This window comes from Streptomyces sp. B6B3 (assembly GCF_039871525.1).
GTDB lineage: Bacteria > Actinomycetota > Actinomycetes > Streptomycetales > Streptomycetaceae > Streptomyces.
Window position 1 is genome coordinate 224,456 of the sequence record NZ_JBDPLU010000008.1, and the last position, 19,185, is coordinate 243,640.

Genomic DNA, 19,185 nt, shown 5'->3' on the forward strand with positions numbered 1-19,185 from the left:
ATGGGCCAGCTGGCGGTGCACGGGTTGCGGGGGGTGATCGTGGTGTTGTTCGGCGGGTCGGTGTTCGTGCAGGCGGTGATGGTGCCGCTTCTGGCCATCGATCTGGAGGGGGTCGACGCGGTCGCGTATCCGCCGTCCGCGTTCGTCGTGGTCACGGTGCTGGGGGTGGTGACGGTCCAGGTCGTGCTGGTGTGCGTGTGGCGGCTGGTGACGATGGTGCGGCACGGGACCGTGTTCTCGCACGAGGCCTTCAGGTACGTGGACGTGGTGATCGGCGCGTTCGTGGCGGCGGCGGTGCTGCTGTTCGCGCTCGCGGTGATGCTGGCGCCGGGGGAGGCGGTCGCGCCCGGTATCGTCCTGCTGATGTGCGGGGTGGTGGTGGCGGTCCTGGGGGTCGCGCTCATCGTGCTGGTGTTGCGGTTGTTGCTGGCCCAGGCCGCGCGGATGCGGGTCGAGTTGGAAGCGGTGATCTGATGCCGATCACCGTCGACATCGACGTGATGTTGGCCAGGCGGAAGATGTCCGTGGGGGAGTTGGCGGAACGCGTGGGGATCACGCCGGCCAACCTCGCGGTGCTGAAGAACGGGCGGGCCAAGGCGGTGCGGTTCACGACGCTCGACGCGCTGTGCGAGGCGTTGGAGTGCCAGCCGGGGGATCTGCTGCGCTGGGAGAAGTGAACCTCAGCCGGCGGTGGGCGTGCAGGTCAGGACGAGGTGGCCGGTCGCGAGGGTGCGGCGCAGGGCGGCGTCGGGGGTCAGGCCGGCGGCGGTGGCCAGCCGGATGAGCTGGGGTTCGGTGCGCACCCGGCCGCCGTTCAGGATCAGTTGGTGCAGGTCGGCGTGGGCGACGCCGGCGCCGCGCTCGGGCGGCGACCACTCCACGCACAGCACCCGGGCGGTGCGGCCCGCGGCCTCCCGGCAGCGGCGGAGGAGGCGGAGCGCCTCGTCGTCGCCCCAGTCGATGAGCACGTTCTGCAGGACGTAGACGTCGGCGCCCGCCGGGATGGTGCCCGGGTCGAAGAAGTCGCCGCCGACCGTCGTGCAGCGCTCGGCAAGTCCCTTACCGGCCAAAGCCGTTGCCACGGCGGCGGCGGTGTGCGGCAGGTCGACGAGGGTGCCGCGCAGCTGGGGATGGCGGGGCAGCAGGGTGTCGAGCAGCGATCCGGCGCCGCCGCCGACGTCCACGACGTGCCCGGCGTCCGCCCAGGGATAGCCATCCGCCAGGGCGACGCTGACGGGGGTGGGGCGGCCGGTGCGGCCGGCTCGGTGGGCGGCGAGCACCGCGTCGTCGTCGTCCACGTCGTGGTAGAAGCCGGTGCCGAACGACTCCGGATAGGCGGCCCGGCCGGTCCGCAGGGTGTGGGTGAGCAGCGGGTAGGCGCGCTGGGAGCGCGCGTTGACCCCGTTCAGGTCGAGGCCGGCGCGCAGTCCGCCCGGATGGTCCTCGCGCAGCGGCTCCGACAGCGGCGTCAGCGAGAACGCCCCGGGCGTTTCCTCGGCAAACAGGCCGCGGTGGACCAGGAAGTCCAGCAGCCGCCGGGTGGCGTCCGGTTCGGTGCCCGCGGCGGCGGCGATGGCCTCCGCCGTGTGGTGTCCGGCCGCGATGTGGTCGGCGATGCGGAGGGTGGCGGCGGCCCGGATCGCGTACGGGCCGAGCAGGTCCGCCGCGTCCAGCAGCCGTGCGGCCGGGGAGGGCGCGGGATCGGGTGGACCGGGTGGGGAGGCGGGCATGGGGCGAGTCTGGACAAGGCCGTCGGGAGGCGTCAACGAGGGGATGGGCAGGCAACGGGAATCGGCCGGATCACGCCGTTGGCCGTCGATTTGCGCGTTGCTATGGTCACCGAGTTGGTCAATGTTCCTTTTTGAGAGAGGTTTCTGTGGATATTCTCTCCGAACTGACCCCGCGGGTGGCCGGCCGCCGTGTGGTCGAGCCGCAGCTGTCCTTCGACCACGTCGAGCGGGCCATCCAGGCCCCGGACCGGTGCGCCATGAGTTGCTCGTGCATCGGCACCGACTGTCGCCTGACGGACAACAGCCTCGCCTTCGCTGAGTGAACGACCCGGTCGAGCGTGACGCGGCGGGGGCCGGGGAAGGCGATCGGATGACGGACGCCGCGCCGAAGGGCTGGCAGGCCGAGGCACTGGTCCGGCAGCATCTGGCGGCTCTCGACCTCCCGGAACCCGGCCCTGCCGTGCACGTCGGCACCCAGTGGACGAGCGTCGCCCCGCACGGCGTCCCGATCCACGAGCACGGCTGGAAGCTGCACGTCTCCTCGCGCAGCGACACCTTCCCCCGACTGGCGGCCCGGCTGCTGCCCGTGCTGCTGGCCGAGCGCCACCATTTCAAGATCGCGCGGTCCGAGACCGTCCTGGCCATCATGAACCACGGCCGGGAGTCCCCCGCCACGGTCGGCAAGGCCGTCACCGTCTACCCCGCGCCCGACCAGGTCAGGCGGCTCGGCCTGGCGTTGGCGGAACTGCTGCGGGGGCACGAGGGTCCCCGGGTGCTCAGCGACCGGCGGGTGGCCGAGGACGCCCCCGTCTACTACCGGTTCGGCCCGTTCGCCGCGCGCTGGTACGCGGGCGAGCACGGCGCGTTGGGCATCCGCATCGCCGGACCGGCCGGGGAGTGGTTCGAGGCGGGCGCCACCATGGAGTACCGGCAGCCGGCCTGGACCAGCGACCCGTTCACCGAACGGCACGCCGACGACGGCGGAACGGGCGAGAACACCATGACGCTGGGCGGCCGGTTCCGCGTCACCCAGGGCATCTACCAGGCGGCCCAGGGCAACGTCTACCGGGCCGAGGACACCGACACCGGCCGTCCGGTGGTGGTCAAACAGGCGCGGGCGCACGTCGGCGAGGGGCCCGGGGCCGTCGACGCGCGCACCCGGCTGCGCAACGAACGGCGCATCCTGCACGCCTGCGAGGGCGTGGCGGGCGTGCCCGAGTTCGTCGACCACTTCGCCCACGGGCCCGACGAGTACCTGGTGACCAGCGACGTCGGCGAGCGCAACCTGCTGCAACACGTCCGGCTGCACGGCGTCCTCCAGCCGCCCGGACACCCCGCGCCCACCGAGGCGTTCGCCACGCTGGCGGCCCGACTGGCCGCCACGGTCCTGGCGTTGCACGAGCGCGGCGTCATCGTCCGCGACCTCACCCCGCGCAACGTCGTGCTCGGCCCGGGCGGCCAGGACCGCCCCGACGCGCTCGACCCGTGCCTGATCGACTTCGGACTCACCGCCCTGGACGGCGTCTTCTTCCCCGGCGGCACGCCCGGCTTCGCGCCGCCGCGGCAACTGGCCGGCGAGGAGCCGCGCCCGGACGACGACGCCTACGCGCTGGGGATGATCCTCGGCTTCGCCGCCACCGGCATGGTGCCGCTTCCCGAGATCAAGGACGTCGATCTGGCGCGCCGCCGGATGCTCCAGGCCCTGGCCGACCAGGGGTCCGCGGCACCGGGCTCCGGCGCACCGAGCTCCGGGCCGCCGGACGGGCTGCTCGCGGCCATCGAGGGACTGCTGTCCGGAGACGGCGAGACGGCGGACCGGGTGCTGCGGGCGCTGGCGTCCGGGCGGTGGCACGACGACGAGACGGGCGACCGTGACCGGCCCGGCCGGGACGCCGGCCACACCCCGCCCCCGCCGCCGCGGACCGCGCCGCGCGCCATGGAGGCGCGCGTGCTCGACATCGTGCTCGCCGAGGTCGGCAGCCGCCAACTGGACAGCGCGCCCTCCGAGATCGGCGCCGTGGACGCCAACCTCTACACCGGCAGCGCCGGCGTCGGCCTGGAACTGCTGCACCATCTGGAGCGCCCCGGCGTGCCCGAGGTGGTGGAACGCCTGGCCGCGCACGCGCACGCGGCCACCCGACGCATCCGGTGGCCCGAGGGGCTGCTGGCCGGGACCACCGGGATCGAGCTGTTCCTCGCCCGCGCCAGGGCCGCGGGGCTCGACGTGCCGGCGGTGGAGCGCGGCACCGAGCCCGAGCCGAACGACGACCTCTTCAGCGGGGTCGCCGGCCTGGCGCTCGGCCACCTGCTGCTGAGCGACGTCACCGGCGACCTCGACCAACTGGCCGTCGCCCGGGCCCACGCCGAGCGGCTGGCGAGCCCCGACGCCCCGCACCTCACCGTCGACCCGGACGCCCCGGGACTGCCCGCGGGCGCCGGCGTCGACCCGACCGTCGGATACGCGCACGGGCGGGCGGGCATCCTCGACGCCCTGGTCGGCACCGTCGCGCGCACCGGCGACGCGGGCCTGCGCGACGCCGCGCGGCTGCGGGCGCGGGAGCTGGCCAAACAGGCCGAGCCCATGATCGAGGCGGCGCTCGCCCCCACCGCGGTGCCGATCACCGCGTCCTGGTGCCAGGGCCTCTCCGGCGCGGCGCGGGCGCTGGTGCACGCCGGCTCGGTGCTCGCCGAGCCCGAGTGCACCCGGGTCGGCCGCGCGGCGGCGGACGCCTGCGCCGCCTGGATCCCGCGGATGGAGAACCTCTCGCAGTGCTGCGGGGCCTGCGGTGTGGGCAGCATGCTGATCGACGTCGCGGTGCGGAGCGGGGAGGAACGGCACTGGGAGGCCGCCCACCGGGTGGCGCGGCACCTGATGACCCGCAGCCACGGTCCCGACGACGCACCGCGGTTCATCCCGCTGGACGGCCAGGACGCGCCGCTGTCGTTCGGCATGGGCTACGCCGGCGTCCTCACCTTCCTGCGCCGCCTCAACCGCCGCGGCGACCCCGACCTGCTCAGCCCGGTCATCACCCCGGTCGTCGGCCCGGTCGTCGGCCCGGGCTGAGGAGGTCGGTCGGGCGTCACGGGGTGATCAGCGACTCGTAGGCGGAACTCACGTCCGAGGGCGACGAGTCGACGTACATGTCGGACGGCGGGCCGGTGTCGATGCCGTAGTACTCGTACTCCACGGTGTACGGGCAGCCGGTGCCGCCGATCTCCATGCGCTCGTCGCTCACCCGCTCGCCGGTGCGCACCTCGTACACCTCCACGGGGAACCGCCGGTTGTGGAACGTCACCTCCGTGCCCCAGTCGTGCAGCGGGGTCTCGTACCGCTCCGTGCAGACCGAGGTGCCCTGCTTCAGGTCGCCGACGCAGATGACCAGCACGGCGTCGTCGGCGCCGTCGGCGAGCCAGGATCCCGGCAGGTGGCCCTCGTGGCTGGCGGGTTCGCCGTAGACCAGCGCGGGGTTCGAGCCGTCGCCGCGGAACGGTTCCGCGCCGCGGTAGGGCGCGGGGTCGTCGCAGTAGGCGGGCTGGTCGCCGGAGGAGCCCGAACCGGGCGCGAGGAGCTCGCGGAGCTGGTCGAACTCGATGGCCGTCTCCGCCCGTTCGACGCCGTCCGCGGCCTGGGCGGCGAGGTCGTGGTCCGGGTACTCGTCGAGCAGCTGCTGGTAGCGGTCGCGGGCCTGGTCCCAGTGGTCGTCCGCCATGGCGTCGTCGGCGCAGCCCACGATCGCCGCGGGCGCGACGGTCGGGACCACGTCGGCGGCGCGGTCCAGCACGTCGTCGCTGGTCGGCCGGCCGGCGAGCCAGTCGGTGACGTCCCTGGTGTCGCAGGCGTCGTCCAGCGGCAGCGCGTCGAGGAAGCCGTCCAGGACCCGCTCGACCTCGTTCTCCTGGCCGGGGAACTCCGCCAGCACCGTGGCGAGCTGGTCGAAGCCGGTGGCCAGGGCCGCGGTGTCGCCGCTCACCGTCGCGGAGTCGAACTCCTCGGCGGCCTCCGCGAGGACGAGATCGGCCCGGCGTCCCGGCGCGCCCTCCCACAGCGCCGCGGGGTGCTCCTCGTACGTCTCCAGCGTGTCGGCGGCCCGCAGCCGGTCGTCCTCGGCCTGCCGTTCGGCGCGCAGCAGCAGTTCGCAGGCCTCGACGGCGTCGTCGGCCCGGTCGACCAGCGCGGGGTCGGTCACCTGGTGTCCGGCCCACAGGCCGTCCAGGATCGACAACGCCGCCGCGCAGTCGTCCCCGCGGTGCGCGTCGGCCGCGTCCCGCTCGATCCCGGCGGCGTCGACCCGCAGCACCGCGAAGACCAGCAGGACGGGAGCCGCGACGCCGAGCGCCACGAGCCGCTGCCGCCGCACCCCGGGCCGGCCGAGATCGGTGGCCGTGGTGGCCGTGGTGTTCGCGATGTTCGGGGTGTTCGGGGTGTCGACGGCGGCCGCGGTCGCGTCCCGTGCGGTGCGGCGCGGCCAGCCGCCCGCCAGATACCAGCCGTGCAGCACGAGGGCCACCCACCACAGCAGCACCGCGATCCGGAACCACGTGGCCTGCGCGCCGGAGGCGAGGACGGCGACGAGGACGGCCGTGGCCGCCACCGTGCCGACGGCCAGGCGTCGCCGCCCGAGCATCAGGTAGCCGGCGCCGAGGAGGGAGACGTTGGCGAGCGCGACGGCGAAGGGGTCTCGGGAGCGGCGAGCGGTCCTGGCCCCGGTCGGTTCCGGTGCCGGGTCTGGGTCCGGGTCCGGTGTCGATGCCGGCGGTGTCGATGCCGGCGGTGGCGGCGACGGCGGCCGGTCGGGCATCGCGGGTGTCGGGTCCACTGGATCTTCCTCCCCCTGGGCGCACACGACGTTCCGTTTCCCATTGTTGGGACGGCGGCCGGGAGGGGTCCCAGAAGCGGGGAACGAGCGGGCGACGGTCTTGCCCTGGAGAGCACTCCAGGTGCCAGGCTCGTGTCCCTCGGCCAGCCTTCGGCCGGGGGGACCCCCAGACCCGCGGAATCACGGGAAGGAACGCCATGACCGCGCTCAACCTCGCGCTCGGCACGATGCACTTCGGCACCCGGCAGGACGCGCCGACCTCGTTCGACCTGCTGGACCGGTTCGTTGACGCCGGCGGAACGCTCCTCGACACCGCGGACTGCTACGCCTTCTGGGCCGACGACGACGGCCACGGGGGAAAGAGCGAGGAGGTCGTCGGGCAGTGGCTGGCCGGGCGACCCGGCATGCGGGACCGGGTGTACCTCAGCACCAAGGTCGGCGCGGAGCCGGTCGGTCCCGGCGAGTGGCCCGCCAACCGGGAAGGGCTGTCCGCGAAGGCGATCGGCGCCGGCGTCGAGGGCAGCCTGCGGCGGCTCGGCACCGAACGCATCGACCTGTACTGGACCCACATGGAGGACCGGTCGGTCGGCCTCGAGGAGACGGCCGGCGCCCTCGCGGAACTGGTCGGGGCCGGCACGGTCGCCCGGCTCGGCTCCTCGAACCATCCGCTGTGGCGCGTGGAGCGGTCCCGGCAGATCGCGCGCGGGCACGGCTGGGCCGAGTTCACGGCGCTCCAGCTGCGCCACTCGTACCTGCGGCCCCGCCCCGGCGCGCCCGTGGCCGGCCAGGACCACCCCTACGGCTGGGTCACCGAGGAGACGCTCGACTACGTCCGGACCGACCCCGAACTCACCCTGTGGGTCTACACCGCCCTGCTCAACGGCTCCTACACGCGCCCCGACCGGCCGCTGGGCGAGCCGTACCAGCACGTGGGCAACGACCGGCGGCTGGCGGCCCTGGGCCGGGTCGCCGAGGAACTCGGCGTCAGCCGCAACCAGGTCGTCCTCGCGTGGCTGGTGGGCGGCGAGCCCGCCCTCACCCCCATCGTCGGCGTCAGCACGCCGGAGCAACTCGACGAGGCGGTGGCCGGCGTGCGCCTGGAACTGCCCGCCGAACACCGCCGCCTGCTCGACGAAGCCGCGTGACCGGGCCGGCGGGCCGCGCCGACACCGGGCCCCGCACGCCGAGCACGACGTGCCGGTCCCGGTGCGGCGGCCCGCCGTTGCCGGGGCTCTCCGTCAGGCCGAGCGCACCGGGTGGTAGGTGGCGATGATCACGCCGCTGCTGGTCTGCTGCGAGCTCACCAGTTCGAGCTTCTTCAACGCGGCGTCGTCGGCGAAGAGCTTCTTCCGGCCCTCGCCGGCGATCACCGGGTGGATCAGCAGCACGAGCTCGTCGAGCAGGTCCTGGGCGATGAGGGACCGCACCAGGCCCGGGCTGCCGGCGACCGAGATGCCCTTGCCCTCGGTGGCCTTGAGCTCCCGGATCGCGGTGGCCAGATCGCCCTTGAGCAGGGTGCTGTTCGCCCATTCGGACACGGAGTCCAGTGTGGTGGAGGCGACGTACTTGGGCGCGTTGTTGATCCAGTCCGCGAAGCCCGCGTCCTCGCCGCTGGTCACGGTCGGCCAGTAGCCGGCCCATTCGGAGTAGGTCACCCGGCCGAGGAGCACCGTGTCGTTGCTCTCCAGCGCGTCGCTCAAAACGGCGCCCATCTCGTCGTCGAACGCGAACTGCCACTGGTCGGGCGATTCGGCGACGCCGTCGAGCGAGAAGAAGAGGGTCGAAACGACTTTGCGCATGGTGGCGACCTTTCCTGCGTTCCTGTGCCGGGGCGCACGCCCCCCGCATGTGCTCCAGGTTGGGCGCCTGGGGCGGTCCGGGCTCGGTGGCCGTGGTGTGAGGGTAGACCGGGGCGCGGGTCAGGTCTTGTACGTGAGCGACATCGGCTCCGCGGGATCCCGGGTACGCAGCTGCGTCGCCGTTCGCCCGATGAAGCGGCTCAACGACCGCGCCAGATGCGGCTGGTCGAAGTAGCCCAGCCGGTGCACCACGTCCAGGGCCGGTATCCCGGCGTGGAGCAGATGGGCCGCCTCCCGGGCGCGGTGGATCCGCTCGACGGCGCCGCGGGTGAACCCGGTCGCGGCGAGGAAGCGCCGCTGCACGGTGCGCGCGGAGAGGTCGGGTGGCGCGCCGCGCAGCACGTCGGCGACGAGCGGGTCGGAGACCAGCACCTCCTCGCGCACCAGCCGTCGGACGAACGCCTCGGCGTTGTCGTAGTCGGGCAGCCGCCAGGCGGAGCCCTTCAACCAGAACGTCCGGCGCGTCGCGTCGGGTATGTCGACGGCGCCGTTCACCAGCCCGCCGATCGGGAGATGCGGCATCGACGTGCCCAGCGCGAAGGTGATCCCGACGAACGCGGCCTCCTCCGGCACCGGGGCCCGGCTCGCCGCCGACTCGGGGCCCTGCACCGTGACCATGATCCGGCCGCGCTGCTCGCAGACGACCAGGTCCCAGGTCGTCGCCGCGACCGACGTCATCCGGTCGACGCCGCGGCTGCGGCTCCGCCACACGGCCTCGACGAACGGCGAGTCGGACGGTCGGCTCTCGATCTCCAGGCCCATCGGCGCGCTCCCCCCGCTCGGCCGGCCCTGCCCAGGCGGCCAGTGTGGCACGCCCCCGGTCCCGGCCCGGGGGCTAGCCGAGGGTCGCGAAGGCCCAGCGGTTGGTGGCGAGGGTGTCGCGGGGTTCGGCGGGCAGGGCGCGCGGGTTGAGGTGGGCGTGGTCGAACGGGGTGCGGACCGAGGTGGACCAGCCGCGGGCCCGCAGGTCCGCCGCGGAGTCGGGGCGGGGCGCGCCGTCGAAGAGGGCGAGGAAGTTGACGCCGATCTGGTGGAGCGTGGCGGCGTAGATCGGGTCGCTGGCCGCGGCGAGGGACGTCGCGTCGGCCTTCGCCTCGTAGGCCAGGGCGCTGCCCGGGACGCTCAGCCGGTGGATGGTGTCGACGAGGCGCCGCTCGGCGGCGGCCGGCAGGTAGAACAGCAGGCCCTCGGCCAGCCACACGGTGGGGAGGGTGGGGTCGAAGCCGGCGGCGGTCAGCGCGCCCGACCAGTCGGTGCGGAGGTCGACCGCGATCGGCACGAGGGCCGCGCGGGGAACGGCGCGCCGGCCGGCCAGCACGTTCCGTTTGAAGGCGAGCACCCCGGCGCTGTCGAGCTCGAAGACCACGCGGTCCGGCGGCCAGTCGAGGCGGAAGGCGCGGGTGTCCAGGCCCGCGCCGAGGAGCACGATCTGGCGGGCGCCCGACCGGGCCGAACGGAGGGCGAAGTCGTCGAAGACCCGGGTGCGCAGGCCGAAGTAGCGACCGAGGCGGCCCCACAACGGGTTGGCGTCGCCGTCCGGGACCTGCTCCGGGCGGACCGGCCAGTCCGCGGACGCCCGCGCGGCGCGGACGAAGTGCTCGGCGTGGACGTCCCGCACCAGGGTGTCGGTCCGGTGGGTCTCGATGGCTCGGGCCGCGGCGACCATCAGGGCCGTCCGCCCGACCCCGTCCCCTATGCCGTCCTCCGCTATGCCGTCCTCCGCGTCGGTCACGGGGCCGGTCACGGGGTCGGCGCCGGTCCGACCAGGAGGTTGCCGGGCGTGTCCGCCGTCTCGGGGGCGTAGTACTCCCGGATGCCGGCGGCCCAGGTCTCCTTCGCGATGCGGTCGTCGTCGGAGGGACCGAAGGCGTCGAAGAGGGCGTCGATGTTCGAACGGTCGAAGCCGATCGCCGTCATCAGCGCCACGAAGACCGGGCGTTGGACGGTGCCGTCGCCGTTCGGGTCCCCGAGGGTGGAGAGCGCCTCGGCGAACTCGTCGATGGTCTCGTCGAACCGCTCGGGCGACAACACGCAGGCCGTGTACTCGTCGAAGCTGATCCGGCCGTCGTGGTCGGCGTCCAACTCCGTGCGGAGGGTGGTCCAGTACCGGCGGAACGCGGCCCGCATCGCCGCCCTCTCGCCCTCGTCGGAGGCGACCGCCGCCTCGTCGACCCGGGCGGCCATCAGGTCGAAGTCGTCGGCCTCGAGGTGCCCGTTGCCGTTGACGTCGAAGAGGGAGAAGACGAGCCGGACGCGGCTGACTGCCTCAGAGCGCATGGATGTCCTCGGATGAGATGGAAGGTGTGATGGTGCGCTGCCCCCACTATCGGGAGCCCGCCCGGCGCGGTGGGGTCGAAGCGGCCGCACTCACCCGATCGGGTGAAATACGCGGGTGCGGGGTTTGATCCGCAAGGGCTTCCTGCTCGGTCCTGCTCGGGGTCTCCTCGGGACTGTTCGGGCTGCCGTCCGCTACCGCTGCGCTGTTCCTACGGTGTGGGCGCGGTGGTGAGGAAGTCCAGGACGAGAGGGCTGGCGTGGGCGCGGTGCTCCTCGAAGTAGGCGTGCCGGCCGTTGGGGATCAGGTGCAGTCGGGCGCCGGGGATGCGGTTGGCGAGCAGGGGAGCGTTGGCGGTGGGGTTGAGCCGGTCGTCGCTTCCGTGGACGACCAGGGTGGGCGCGCTGATGTCCGGCAGGAGATGCCAGGCGTCGTGCTGGTCGCTGGCCGCGAGGTGGTGGCGCCGGGCGTGGGCGGGCATGCGAGGGTCCCCGAGGGTGTGGTGCGGGCCGGGATGGGTGGCGAGCCATCGAGGGGTGTACATCAGCTCCAGAAGGGCCTGTCGCGCGGCTCCGGGCCGTGACCGCGTCAGGGCCCGGCGGACGTCGTTGTCGCGTTCGACGCCGTGCGGGCCGCCGGGTGAGGTACAGCCGAGGACCAGGGCGCCTACCCGGTGGGGGTGGCGGGCCGCGAGATGCTGGGCCACCCGCCCGCCCATGGACGTGCCGTAGACGTCGGCCCGGTCGATGCCGAGTTCGTCGAGGACGGCGATGACGTCCCGGGCGAACAGTTCGGTGCTGTGGGGAGCGTCGGGCTTGTCGCTGTCGCCGGTGCCGCGGTAGTCGAGCGTGAGGGTGCTGCGCGCGGGATGGAAGTCGGCGCGAACCGCGTCCCACCAGCGGTGGTTGTTGGCCTGGCCCGCCAGCAGGACCAGCGGCGCCCCCTGCCCCTGGAGCTGGTACGCGATGCGGGTTCCGTCCGGTGTCATGGCGTACGTCATCGGTTTCCTCGCTCCCCTGCCGTCGAGCAGGGTACCCGCGTTGCCCCGTGCCCCGTGGCCCGTGGCCCGTGGCCCGTGCCCCGAGCGGACGGCGAAGCCGGGGCGATCGCTCCGGGTGCTTCGTCGCCCCCGGGTCGTTCAGGGCCGGTCGTCGGACGGGTCCGCGTTCGTCGGGGCGGCGCGGTCGACCAGGGAGGCGATGAGGGCGTCGGGGGAGTGCGGCCGGAGGAGGTCGGGGACCGTGAGGTCGTCGATGATCAGGCCGAGCATGGCGAGGTAGAGCAGCAGCACCGTGGTGCGGTCGCCGGGGAGGCCGGCGTCGAGGTGCCAGGCGATGTTGTCGTCGAGCATCGCGGTGAACCGGTCGGTCAGGTCGGCCCGGAGCTCCGGGCGGCGGGTGGCCTCCAGGCGCAGCTCCAGCATCGCGAGATGGCTGCTGCGGTCGGCGCGCATCCGGTCGAGGAGCTGGCGCAGCAGGGTGACCGTCAGCTCCCGGGAGGGCTCGGCGGTCATGGTGGCCGTCAGCTCCGCCTCGTCCGGGGTGAGGCGCTGGGTCGTGCGGTCCATGATCTGCCGCAGCAACTCGGCCCGGTTCGCGAAGTAGTTGGAGGCCGTGCCGACCGGCACCGCGGCCTCCTTGTCCACGGCGCGCAGCGTGAGCCCGCGTGAGCCCTCGCGGGCGAGGACTTCGATGGCCGCGTCGAGCAGCGCGGTGCGCCGGGCGGGGTTCTGCCGCATCTGGAATCTCCCGAGGGAAGCCGTTGACACCACTGCAGGTGCAGTAGTACGTTCAAAGCACTTCAAGCAGAGTACATCAGATGGAGCGATTAGGAGGATCCCCATGCGAGCTCAGACCACCCGACGCGTTTCCCCGCGGGCGAGGCACGGCCGCGGCGGCCGGCCGTTCCCCCAGCCCCGCCGCCCCATGCCCCGCTCCCAACCCCGCCCACGGCCCTTCCCCAAGCCGGGCACCCGCGGCTGACCGCCGTGGTCGGGAAGGCAACGGGGGCGTGCCCGCATAGCGGCCACGCCCCCGTTCGTGCGCGGCGGTAAAAGCGGTACGGGTCGGGAGTGGGGCGGGGTTAGGCTGCGGGGGCCGGCCGTGGGACTTCGGTGTGACTTCCGAGACCTGCCTGTTCAGCATGTATTTCGCTGCTCACGCCCTCATTCCCCGGCCGGCGACCGCTCACGGGCCCGGGGGGAGAAGCCATGGCGGAGTCGTTCGCCGACCTGGTCGCGGCCGAGGACGTGCTGCTCTTCGTCAACGCCGCCGTCACGGCGACCGGGCAGCGCGAGTTCCACGCCGGCGAGCACGAGCAGCGGCTCTCGCTCGACTTCCTGCACGCGTACGTGCGGGTCAACTACCGCCCGGTCTACGCCGCCGCGCTCGCGCTGGACATCAACGACCACAACGCGGCGCGGATCGTCGAGTGGCTGCTGCGGACGGCCGGCGAGGTCGGGCCCGCGGAGCGGCGGGTGGAGGGACGGCTGATCGCCGCGCGGCTCGCCGCGATGCCGCCGCAGCGCGTGTACCGGCTGTTCGCCGCCCTGCGCGCGGCCCGGGTCAACAACCGGCGGACCCGCGCGATCGTGCGCGACTGGCTCGCGGCGCGCCCGGACCTGGCGCACGACGCGGTGAAGTACCGGAGCGGCGTGAAGACCGCCGCCCGGCACGCGCACCTGCCGCTGGACCGGGGCGGCGAACGGGACGGCGAGGTGGGTGACTTCCTGTTCGCGTCGGCGCGGCGGGGGCGTGCGCGTTATGCGGACGCCCGCCTCGACGCGTACCGGCGTGCGCACTACGAGCAGGCCGCGCTCTACGAGCTGCCGTTCACCACGGCCGAGGGCTTCGCCGCCCGGCACGGCATCCCGCGCGACGTCTTCCTGGAGCGGATCGCGTCCCGCATGACCCGCCTGGAGCGGCTGCGCACCCAGCGTCAGGCCGGCCCCGGATCGGCCACCGACCTGGCCACCATGCCGTTGACCCGGCTCGCGCTCTACGTGCTGTCGCTCGACGTCGAGGCGCGCGTGCGCCGGCGCGCGGAGCTGACCGGCGCGCTGCGGTCGGCCGCCCGGCGGGTGGCCGGGCCGCACGCCGGCACCTGGGGCCGGGTCGCGGCCGTGCTCGACGACAGCTACTCGGCGTCCGGTTCGGCGGTCAAGCGGCGCCGCCCGCTCGCGGTGGCGCTGGCCAGCCACTTCCTGCTGGAGGCGCTGGCGGGGACCTACGCGGCGCACTGGACCTCGGGTGGCACGGACCCGCTGCTGGTCCGGCCGTTCGGGCCGACGCCGCTCGGCGCCCGGATCCTCGACGCGCTGGAGACGTCGCCCGAGCGGCTCGTCATCGTCTCGGACGGCTGGGACAACGCGCCGCCGGGACTCGCGGGCGAGGTGCTGCGCGTGTGGCGCGCCCGCCTCGACCCGGAGCGCCGGACCGGCGTCGTCCACCTGAACCCGGTCTACGACGCGGACGGCTTCGACGTGCGGCGGCTCGCGCCGCGGGTGCCGACGGCCGGCGTCCGGGACGCGGAGGACCTGCCGGCGCTGGCGGAGATCGCGCAGTTCGCGGAGGGGCGCACCGGGCTGGCGGAGCTGCGGGCCTACCTGGACCGGCGGGTCGAGCTGTTCCTGGGCGACGTCCCGGGGGCCCCGCACTCGGACTCGGGCTCGCACTCGGACTCGGGCTCGGGCTCGGACTCGGAGGAGGCGGCGCCGTGAGCCGGATCGACCTGACCGGGCTGACCGCCGCGCCCGCCCAGGTGTGGGGCGGCATCCGCCTCGTGCCGCTGCTGCGCGCGGAGCCGGTGGCCGGGCTGCGGCTGCACCGCGAGGCGTACGACGGCGGCACCGGGGGCGGATACGGCGCCGTGGACCTCGGCGACGGGACCGCGTACGTCTCGTACATCCCGCACGGCTTCGTCGCCGACTGGTCGGGGGACGGCACCCAGGCCGCCGCGTACGGCACCCAACTGGGCCGGGACGCGGCCCAGGCGCCCCGCGTGCCGCTGCGGTTCCACCACCGGCTGGCGAAGCGCCGGCGGGAGAAGGGCACCGGCCGGGCCGAGCCGCGGCTCCGCTTCCTGCCGCTGCACCTCGCGCTGGAGGGGTACCTGGCGCTGCACTTCGGCGGTCCGACCACGGTCTGGGACGAGTGGTCGCAACGCGCGGTGCGGCAGGGGCTGTCGCCGCGCGCGGAGGCCGCGTACGCCGGCTGGGAGGTGCGCGGACTCGGGGACGCGCTGCGGGTCTTCGAGATCCACCCGCGCCAGTGCGGGGTGATGGTGTACGCGGCGGACGCGCTCGCCGCGGCCTTCGTCGTGCCGCATCCCGACGACTACCGCGCCCTGCACCCGACGCTGGTCCGGGACCTCTACGGCGAGCTGGTGCACCAGTACGCGCTCTACGGCGCGCCAGTGCCGGAGTTCGGCGCCCGGATCCGGGACGGCGGCGTGCGCACGCTCGCCGACCTGCGCGCCGCGGCGCGCGAACAGGAGCGCGCGTGGCACGAGGCACACGACGGGCTGCTGGCCCGGGACCTCCTGGAGACCCGGTACTCCTTCGAACGCGCCTACCGCATGGGCTCGTTCGACCTGTACCGCTTCCTGCCGCCGTTCCATCGCGGCGGCGGGGAGCAGCACATCGGCGAGCTGATCACGGACCGCAAGGGCCGGACCGCCTACCTGAAGACCTTCCGCCTCTCCACCCACCAGATCCGCCGCGGCTACCTGCTGCGCCGGCTCGCCGACTGCGACTGGCACCTCGGCCGCACGGCGGAGGCCCTCGGCTGCTCCTACGCCGACCTGACCCACCGCATCACCACCGCCGGCTTCGGCCCTCTCCTCAACGCCCACGAGGTCGCCCACCGCATCAGGAAGGAGGCCCGGCAGTCCCAGGGACGCGGCTCTCCCGGGTGACTGTCGGAGGCGTCTCCTAGCCTGACTGAGCGCAGTGGAACAGGAACGAATGGTGAGGGGTGGACGCGGTGCGGCGGCAGGGTGTGGCGCTTCGGCGGGTGCGGGTGGCGGTGTCGGTGGTGGACGACCGGGCGGATCTGGAGCGGTTACGTGACGTCGTCCAGCAGCGTGGTTGGTACCTCGGCGAGGACGTGTCGGTGTGCCGCCGGACCGGACGGGTGCTGGCGCTCATCGACGTCCTGCTGCCCGGCTCCGAGTTCCTCGTTCGCCGCGCCGCCGTTCGCGAGGTCGGCGACCTCGCGGCGCGGCAGGCGATCGACCTCACCGTCCGGTCGGCGGAGTTCGTGCGGCCGCCCGAGGCACCACGGCTCTATCGCGTGGATCGACTGCCCGCCACGCCCGACCGGACGTGGCTGCGCGGCGCTGCCAGCGCCTAGAGCCCGGCATACCTGGGCTGCCGACCCGCGACGGATCGCACCCTCGTCTCGTTCGGGTCCACCGGCGAGCGCATCTACATCTGGGATCCCCGGACCCGGGAGGCCTGCCAGGTCCGCATGGACGACTACGCGATCGACCGCCTCGACCCGGACGACTGATCGGATCCGGCGGGCGCCAAGCTCACGGCGTCGGAGACGTCGTGGGTTCCAGGCGGATGGGGATGGATTTGGAGGTGGGGGTGTTGCTGGTGTCGGCGACGCTGTCGAGGGGGATCAGGACGTTGGTCTCGGGGTAGTAGGCGGCGGCGCAGCCGGGGGTGGTGGGGTAGGAGACGAGGCGGAAGGCGGGGGCGCGGCGTTCGGTGTCGTCGCGCCAGACGGAGACGAGGTCGACGAGCGTGCCGTCGGTGAGGCCGAGGGCGGCGAGGTCGGCCGGGTTCACCAGCACGACGCGGCGGGAGCCGTGGATGCCGCGGTAGCGGTCGTTCATGGTGTACGGGACCGTGTTCCACTGGTCGTGCGAGCGGAGGGTCTGGAGCAGCAGGTGGCCCTCCGGGAGCGGCGGCGCGTAGAAGTCGTTGCGGGAGAAGACCGCCTTGCCGGTGGAGGTGTTGAAGACGCCCTCGTTGACCGGGTTGGGGAGGCCGAAGCCGCCGGGTTGGGACGCGCGGGCGGTGTAGTCGTGGAAGCCGGGGACGACGCGGGAGATCCGGTCGCGGATGGTGTCGTAGTCCGCCTCGAACTCCTCCCACGGCACCGGCACCCGGTCGCCGAGGACGTGGCGCGCCAGCCGGCTGATGATCGCGACCTCGCTGAGCAGATGCGGGGAGGCCGGCTCCAGGCGGCCGCGGGAGGCGTGGACCTGGCTCATCGAGTCCTCGACGGTGACGAACTGCTCGCCGCCGGCCTGCACGTCGCGGTCGCTGCGGCCGAGGGTGGGGAGGATGAGCGCGATGTCGCCGCAGACGGCGTGCGAGCGGTTGAGCTTGGTGGAGATGTGGGCCGTGAGCCGGCAGCCGCGCAGGGCGCGTTCGGTGACGTCGCTGTCGGGGGTGGCCCGGACGAAGTTGCCGGCGAGGCCGAGGAAGATCCGGGCACGGCCGTCGCGCATGGCGCGGATGGCCTCGACGGTGTCGAAGCCGTGGTGGCTGGGCGGCGTGAAGGAGAACTCCGTGCCCAGCGCGTCGAGGAACCGCTGCGGCATCTTCTCCCAGATGCCCATGGTCCGGTCGCCCTGGACGTTGCTGTGGCCGCGCACCGGGCAGACGCCGGTGCCGGGGCGCCCGACGTTGCCGCGCAGCAGTTGGAAGTTGACGATCTCCCGGATGGTGGGCACGGCGTGCTTGTGCTGGGTGAGGCCCATCGCCCAGCAGGCGATGATCCGTTCGCTGGCCAGCACCTGGTCGCGCAGCCGCTCGATGTCCGCGCGGGTGAGCCCGGTGGCGACCAGCACCTCGGGCCAGGAGACGGTGCTTCGGAGCTGGGCGGCGAAGTCGTCGAAGCCACTGGTGTGTTCCTCGATGAACGACCGGTCGAGCACGGTGCCGGGCGCGGCGTCCTCGGCCTCCAACAGCAGCAGGTTGAGCGCCTGGAACAGCGCGAGGTCGCCGCCGAGCCGGATCTGCAGGAAGTCGTCGGCGAGTTGGGTGCCGCGGCCGACCACGCCGCGCGACTTCTGCGGGTTCCGGAAGCGCTTCAGGCCCGCCTCGGGCAGTGGGTTGACGGCGATGATGCGGCCGCCCCTGCGCTTGTTCTCCTCCAACGCGGTCAGCATCCGCGGGTGGTTGCTGCCCGGGTTCTGCCCGAGGGTGATGATCAGGTCGGCGTGGGAGAAATCGACCAGGCTGACACTGCCCTTGCCGACGCCGAGCGTCTGGTTCAGCGCGGCGCCGCTGGACTCGTGGCACATGTTGGAGCAGTCGGGGAGGTTGTTGGTGCCGAAGGCGCGGGCGAGGAGCTGCAGCAGGAACGCCTGTTCGTTTCCGGCCCGGCCCGAGGTGTAGAAGACGGCCTCGTCGGGGGAGCCCAGGCCGTTCAGCTCGTCGGCCAGCAGTCGCAGCGCGTCGTCCCAGCCGATGGGCTCGTAGTGGTCGGAGCCCTCGCGTTTCACCATCGGCTCGGTGAGCCGGCCCTGCTGGTTCAGCCACTGGTCGGAGCTCCCGGCGAGCTGGTCGACCGAGTGCCGCCGGAAGAAGTCGGCGGTGACGCGCCGGGACGTCGCCTCGTCGTTGACGTGCTTGGCGCCGTTCTCGCAGTACTCGTTCCTCGTGCGGTGCCCGGGCGCCGGGTCGGGCCAGGCGCAGCCGGGGCAGTCGAGTCCGGTGGTCTGGTTCAGGTTCAGCAGCGTCAACGCGGTGCGCCGCGCCGACGTCTGGCCCAGCGAGTACCGCAGGGCGCTCGCCACCGCGGGAACGCCGGCCGCCCACGTCTTCGGGCTGCTGATCTCCGCCTGGTCGCCGCCCGGGTCCTCGACCGGTGGCTCGACCGGTGGCTCCTGCCCCACGCCCATCATCCTCTTCTCTCGCTGCCCGCTGAAGCTCAGCCGTGTGGCCAGTCCGGGACGTCGGGGCCCTTCGCCTCGGCGTCCGGCCGCACGTGGCTGCCGCTGATCTCGCCGTGCCACCGCCCGGTCTCGCGCTCCTGCTCCTCGATGAACTCCTTGAAACGCGCCAGGTCGCTCCTCACCTTGCGGCGGGTGACTCCCAGGGTCTCACCGGTTCGCTCCACAAGACCGCGTGGCGCGGTGTCGATCCGGAGGGCGATCCGGCAGCGCTGGTCGCCCAGCGCGGTGAACGTCACGGTGCCGGTGTGCCGGGGCTGGTGCAGGGTGCGCCAGGCGAGGCGCTCGTCGGGGCGCTGTTCCACGATCTCGGCGTCGAACTCGCGGGTCAGCGGGCCGACCCTGACCACCCAGTGGGTCAGGGTCGGGCGGGGGCGGTCGACGCTCCGGACGCCGGACATGAAGTGGCGGAAGCTCTCCAGGTGGGTCCACTGGTTGTAGGCGGTGTGGACCGGGACGTCGACGTCGACGGACGCCTCGGTGCTGCCCATGACCGCCCTGCCTCTCGCCCGACCACCGCCACGGATCCCCGCGGCGGTTCCCGCCGAGTGCCCTCACCCGGGCGTCTTCAACCCCGCCGCACCGGCCCGGCG

18 protein-coding genes are annotated in these 19,185 nt (G+C 73.7%); 8 read left to right on the forward strand and 10 right to left on the reverse strand.

Features of this window, described 5'->3' with window-relative positions:
* Together ABGB06_RS18940 and ABGB06_RS18945 are read left to right on the forward strand one after the other, a co-directional pair.
* The gene (locus tag ABGB06_RS18940) at window positions 1-474 is read left to right on the forward strand and encodes a DUF2975 domain-containing protein (RefSeq protein WP_347590836.1); all 474 of its coding nucleotides are present in this window, start codon (window positions 1-3) and stop codon (window positions 472-474) included.
* Window positions 474-677 carry a helix-turn-helix transcriptional regulator gene (locus tag ABGB06_RS18945; protein ID WP_347590837.1) on the forward strand — a complete coding sequence of 68 codons (204 nt, stop codon included), beginning with the start codon at window positions 474-476 and terminating at the stop codon, window positions 675-677. Before ABGB06_RS18940 ends, ABGB06_RS18945 begins: the two co-directional genes overlap by 1 nt.
* Before the next feature lie 3 nt (window positions 678-680).
* On the opposite strand, the gene ABGB06_RS18950 is transcribed toward ABGB06_RS18945, so the two are convergent.
* On the reverse strand, window positions 681-1,730 hold the full coding sequence (locus tag ABGB06_RS18950) for a methyltransferase (protein WP_347590839.1): 1,050 nt from the start codon (window positions 1,728-1,730) through the stop codon (window positions 681-683).
* A 146-nt stretch (window positions 1,731-1,876) separates the two neighbouring features.
* Between ABGB06_RS18950 and ABGB06_RS18955 the strand changes: the two genes are divergently transcribed.
* Together ABGB06_RS18955 and ABGB06_RS18960 are read left to right on the forward strand one after the other, a co-directional pair.
* Window positions 1,877-2,053 carry a hypothetical protein gene (locus tag ABGB06_RS18955; protein WP_347590841.1) on the forward strand — a complete coding sequence of 59 codons (177 nt, stop codon included), beginning with the start codon at window positions 1,877-1,879 and terminating at the stop codon, window positions 2,051-2,053.
* 47 nt (window positions 2,054-2,100) lie between these two features.
* Window positions 2,101-4,794, forward strand: a complete 2,694-nt coding sequence (locus ABGB06_RS18960; protein WP_347590843.1) for a lanthionine synthetase LanC family protein — start codon at window positions 2,101-2,103, stop codon at window positions 4,792-4,794.
* 16 nt (window positions 4,795-4,810) lie between these two features.
* Here ABGB06_RS18960 and ABGB06_RS18965 read toward each other — a convergent pair whose 3' ends face one another.
* Complete coding sequence (locus tag ABGB06_RS18965; protein ID WP_347590845.1) at window positions 4,811-6,547, reverse strand: hypothetical protein; 1,737 nt, start codon at window positions 6,545-6,547, stop codon at window positions 4,811-4,813.
* 197 nt (window positions 6,548-6,744) lie between these two features.
* Between ABGB06_RS18965 and ABGB06_RS18970 the strand changes: the two genes are divergently transcribed.
* Window positions 6,745-7,692, forward strand: coding sequence for an aldo/keto reductase (locus tag ABGB06_RS18970; protein WP_347590847.1), 948 nt, complete (start codon window positions 6,745-6,747; stop codon window positions 7,690-7,692).
* A gap of 93 nt (window positions 7,693-7,785) precedes the next feature.
* Here the strand turns inward: ABGB06_RS18970 and ABGB06_RS18975 are convergent, their stop codons facing one another.
* From ABGB06_RS18975 to ABGB06_RS19000, 6 genes are all read right to left on the reverse strand, one after another.
* Window positions 7,786-8,346, reverse strand: a complete 561-nt coding sequence (locus ABGB06_RS18975) for a dihydrofolate reductase family protein (protein WP_347590849.1) — start codon at window positions 8,344-8,346, stop codon at window positions 7,786-7,788.
* Window positions 8,347-8,466: 120 nt separating this feature from the next.
* Complete coding sequence (locus tag ABGB06_RS18980) at window positions 8,467-9,168, reverse strand: helix-turn-helix domain-containing protein (RefSeq protein WP_347590851.1); 702 nt, start codon at window positions 9,166-9,168, stop codon at window positions 8,467-8,469.
* A 73-nt stretch (window positions 9,169-9,241) separates the two neighbouring features.
* On the reverse strand, window positions 9,242-10,150 hold the full coding sequence (locus ABGB06_RS18985; RefSeq protein ID WP_347590853.1) for an SAM-dependent methyltransferase: 909 nt from the start codon (window positions 10,148-10,150) through the stop codon (window positions 9,242-9,244).
* The gene (locus ABGB06_RS18990) at window positions 10,147-10,683 is read right to left on the reverse strand and encodes an EF-hand domain-containing protein (RefSeq protein WP_347590855.1); all 537 of its coding nucleotides are present in this window, start codon (window positions 10,681-10,683) and stop codon (window positions 10,147-10,149) included. Before ABGB06_RS18990 ends, ABGB06_RS18985 begins: the two co-directional genes overlap by 4 nt.
* A gap of 209 nt (window positions 10,684-10,892) precedes the next feature.
* Entirely contained in the window at window positions 10,893-11,681 is a 789-nt protein-coding gene (locus ABGB06_RS18995) for an alpha/beta fold hydrolase (RefSeq protein ID WP_347590857.1), read from the reverse strand.
* Between the two features lie 138 nt (window positions 11,682-11,819).
* Window positions 11,820-12,419 (reverse strand): TetR family transcriptional regulator, encoded by a 600-nt coding sequence (locus ABGB06_RS19000; RefSeq protein ID WP_347590859.1) that lies wholly within the window; start codon window positions 12,417-12,419, stop codon window positions 11,820-11,822.
* Between the two features lie 471 nt (window positions 12,420-12,890).
* Here ABGB06_RS19000 and ABGB06_RS19005 point away from each other — a divergent pair, with 471 nt between their 5' ends.
* From ABGB06_RS19005 to ABGB06_RS19015, 3 genes are all read left to right on the forward strand, one after another.
* On the forward strand, window positions 12,891-14,399 hold the full coding sequence (locus ABGB06_RS19005) for a hypothetical protein (RefSeq protein WP_347590861.1): 1,509 nt from the start codon (window positions 12,891-12,893) through the stop codon (window positions 14,397-14,399).
* A complete protein-coding gene (locus ABGB06_RS19010) occupies window positions 14,396-15,595 on the forward strand; it encodes a hypothetical protein (protein WP_347590863.1) in 1,200 nt (399 codons plus the stop codon). Before ABGB06_RS19005 ends, ABGB06_RS19010 begins: the two co-directional genes overlap by 4 nt.
* Window positions 15,596-15,663: 68 nt before the next feature.
* A complete protein-coding gene (locus ABGB06_RS19015; RefSeq protein WP_347590865.1) occupies window positions 15,664-16,032 on the forward strand; it encodes a hypothetical protein in 369 nt (122 codons plus the stop codon).
* A gap of 181 nt (window positions 16,033-16,213) precedes the next feature.
* On the opposite strand, the gene ABGB06_RS19020 is transcribed toward ABGB06_RS19015, so the two are convergent.
* Window positions 16,214-18,535 carry an FdhF/YdeP family oxidoreductase gene (locus tag ABGB06_RS19020; protein ID WP_347590867.1) on the reverse strand — a complete coding sequence of 774 codons (2,322 nt, stop codon included), beginning with the start codon at window positions 18,533-18,535 and terminating at the stop codon, window positions 16,214-16,216.
* A gap of 35 nt (window positions 18,536-18,570) precedes the next feature.
* Window positions 18,571-19,083, reverse strand: a complete 513-nt coding sequence (locus tag ABGB06_RS19025; RefSeq protein ID WP_347590868.1) for an SRPBCC family protein — start codon at window positions 19,081-19,083, stop codon at window positions 18,571-18,573.
* Between the last annotated feature and the right edge of the window lie 102 nt (window positions 19,084-19,185).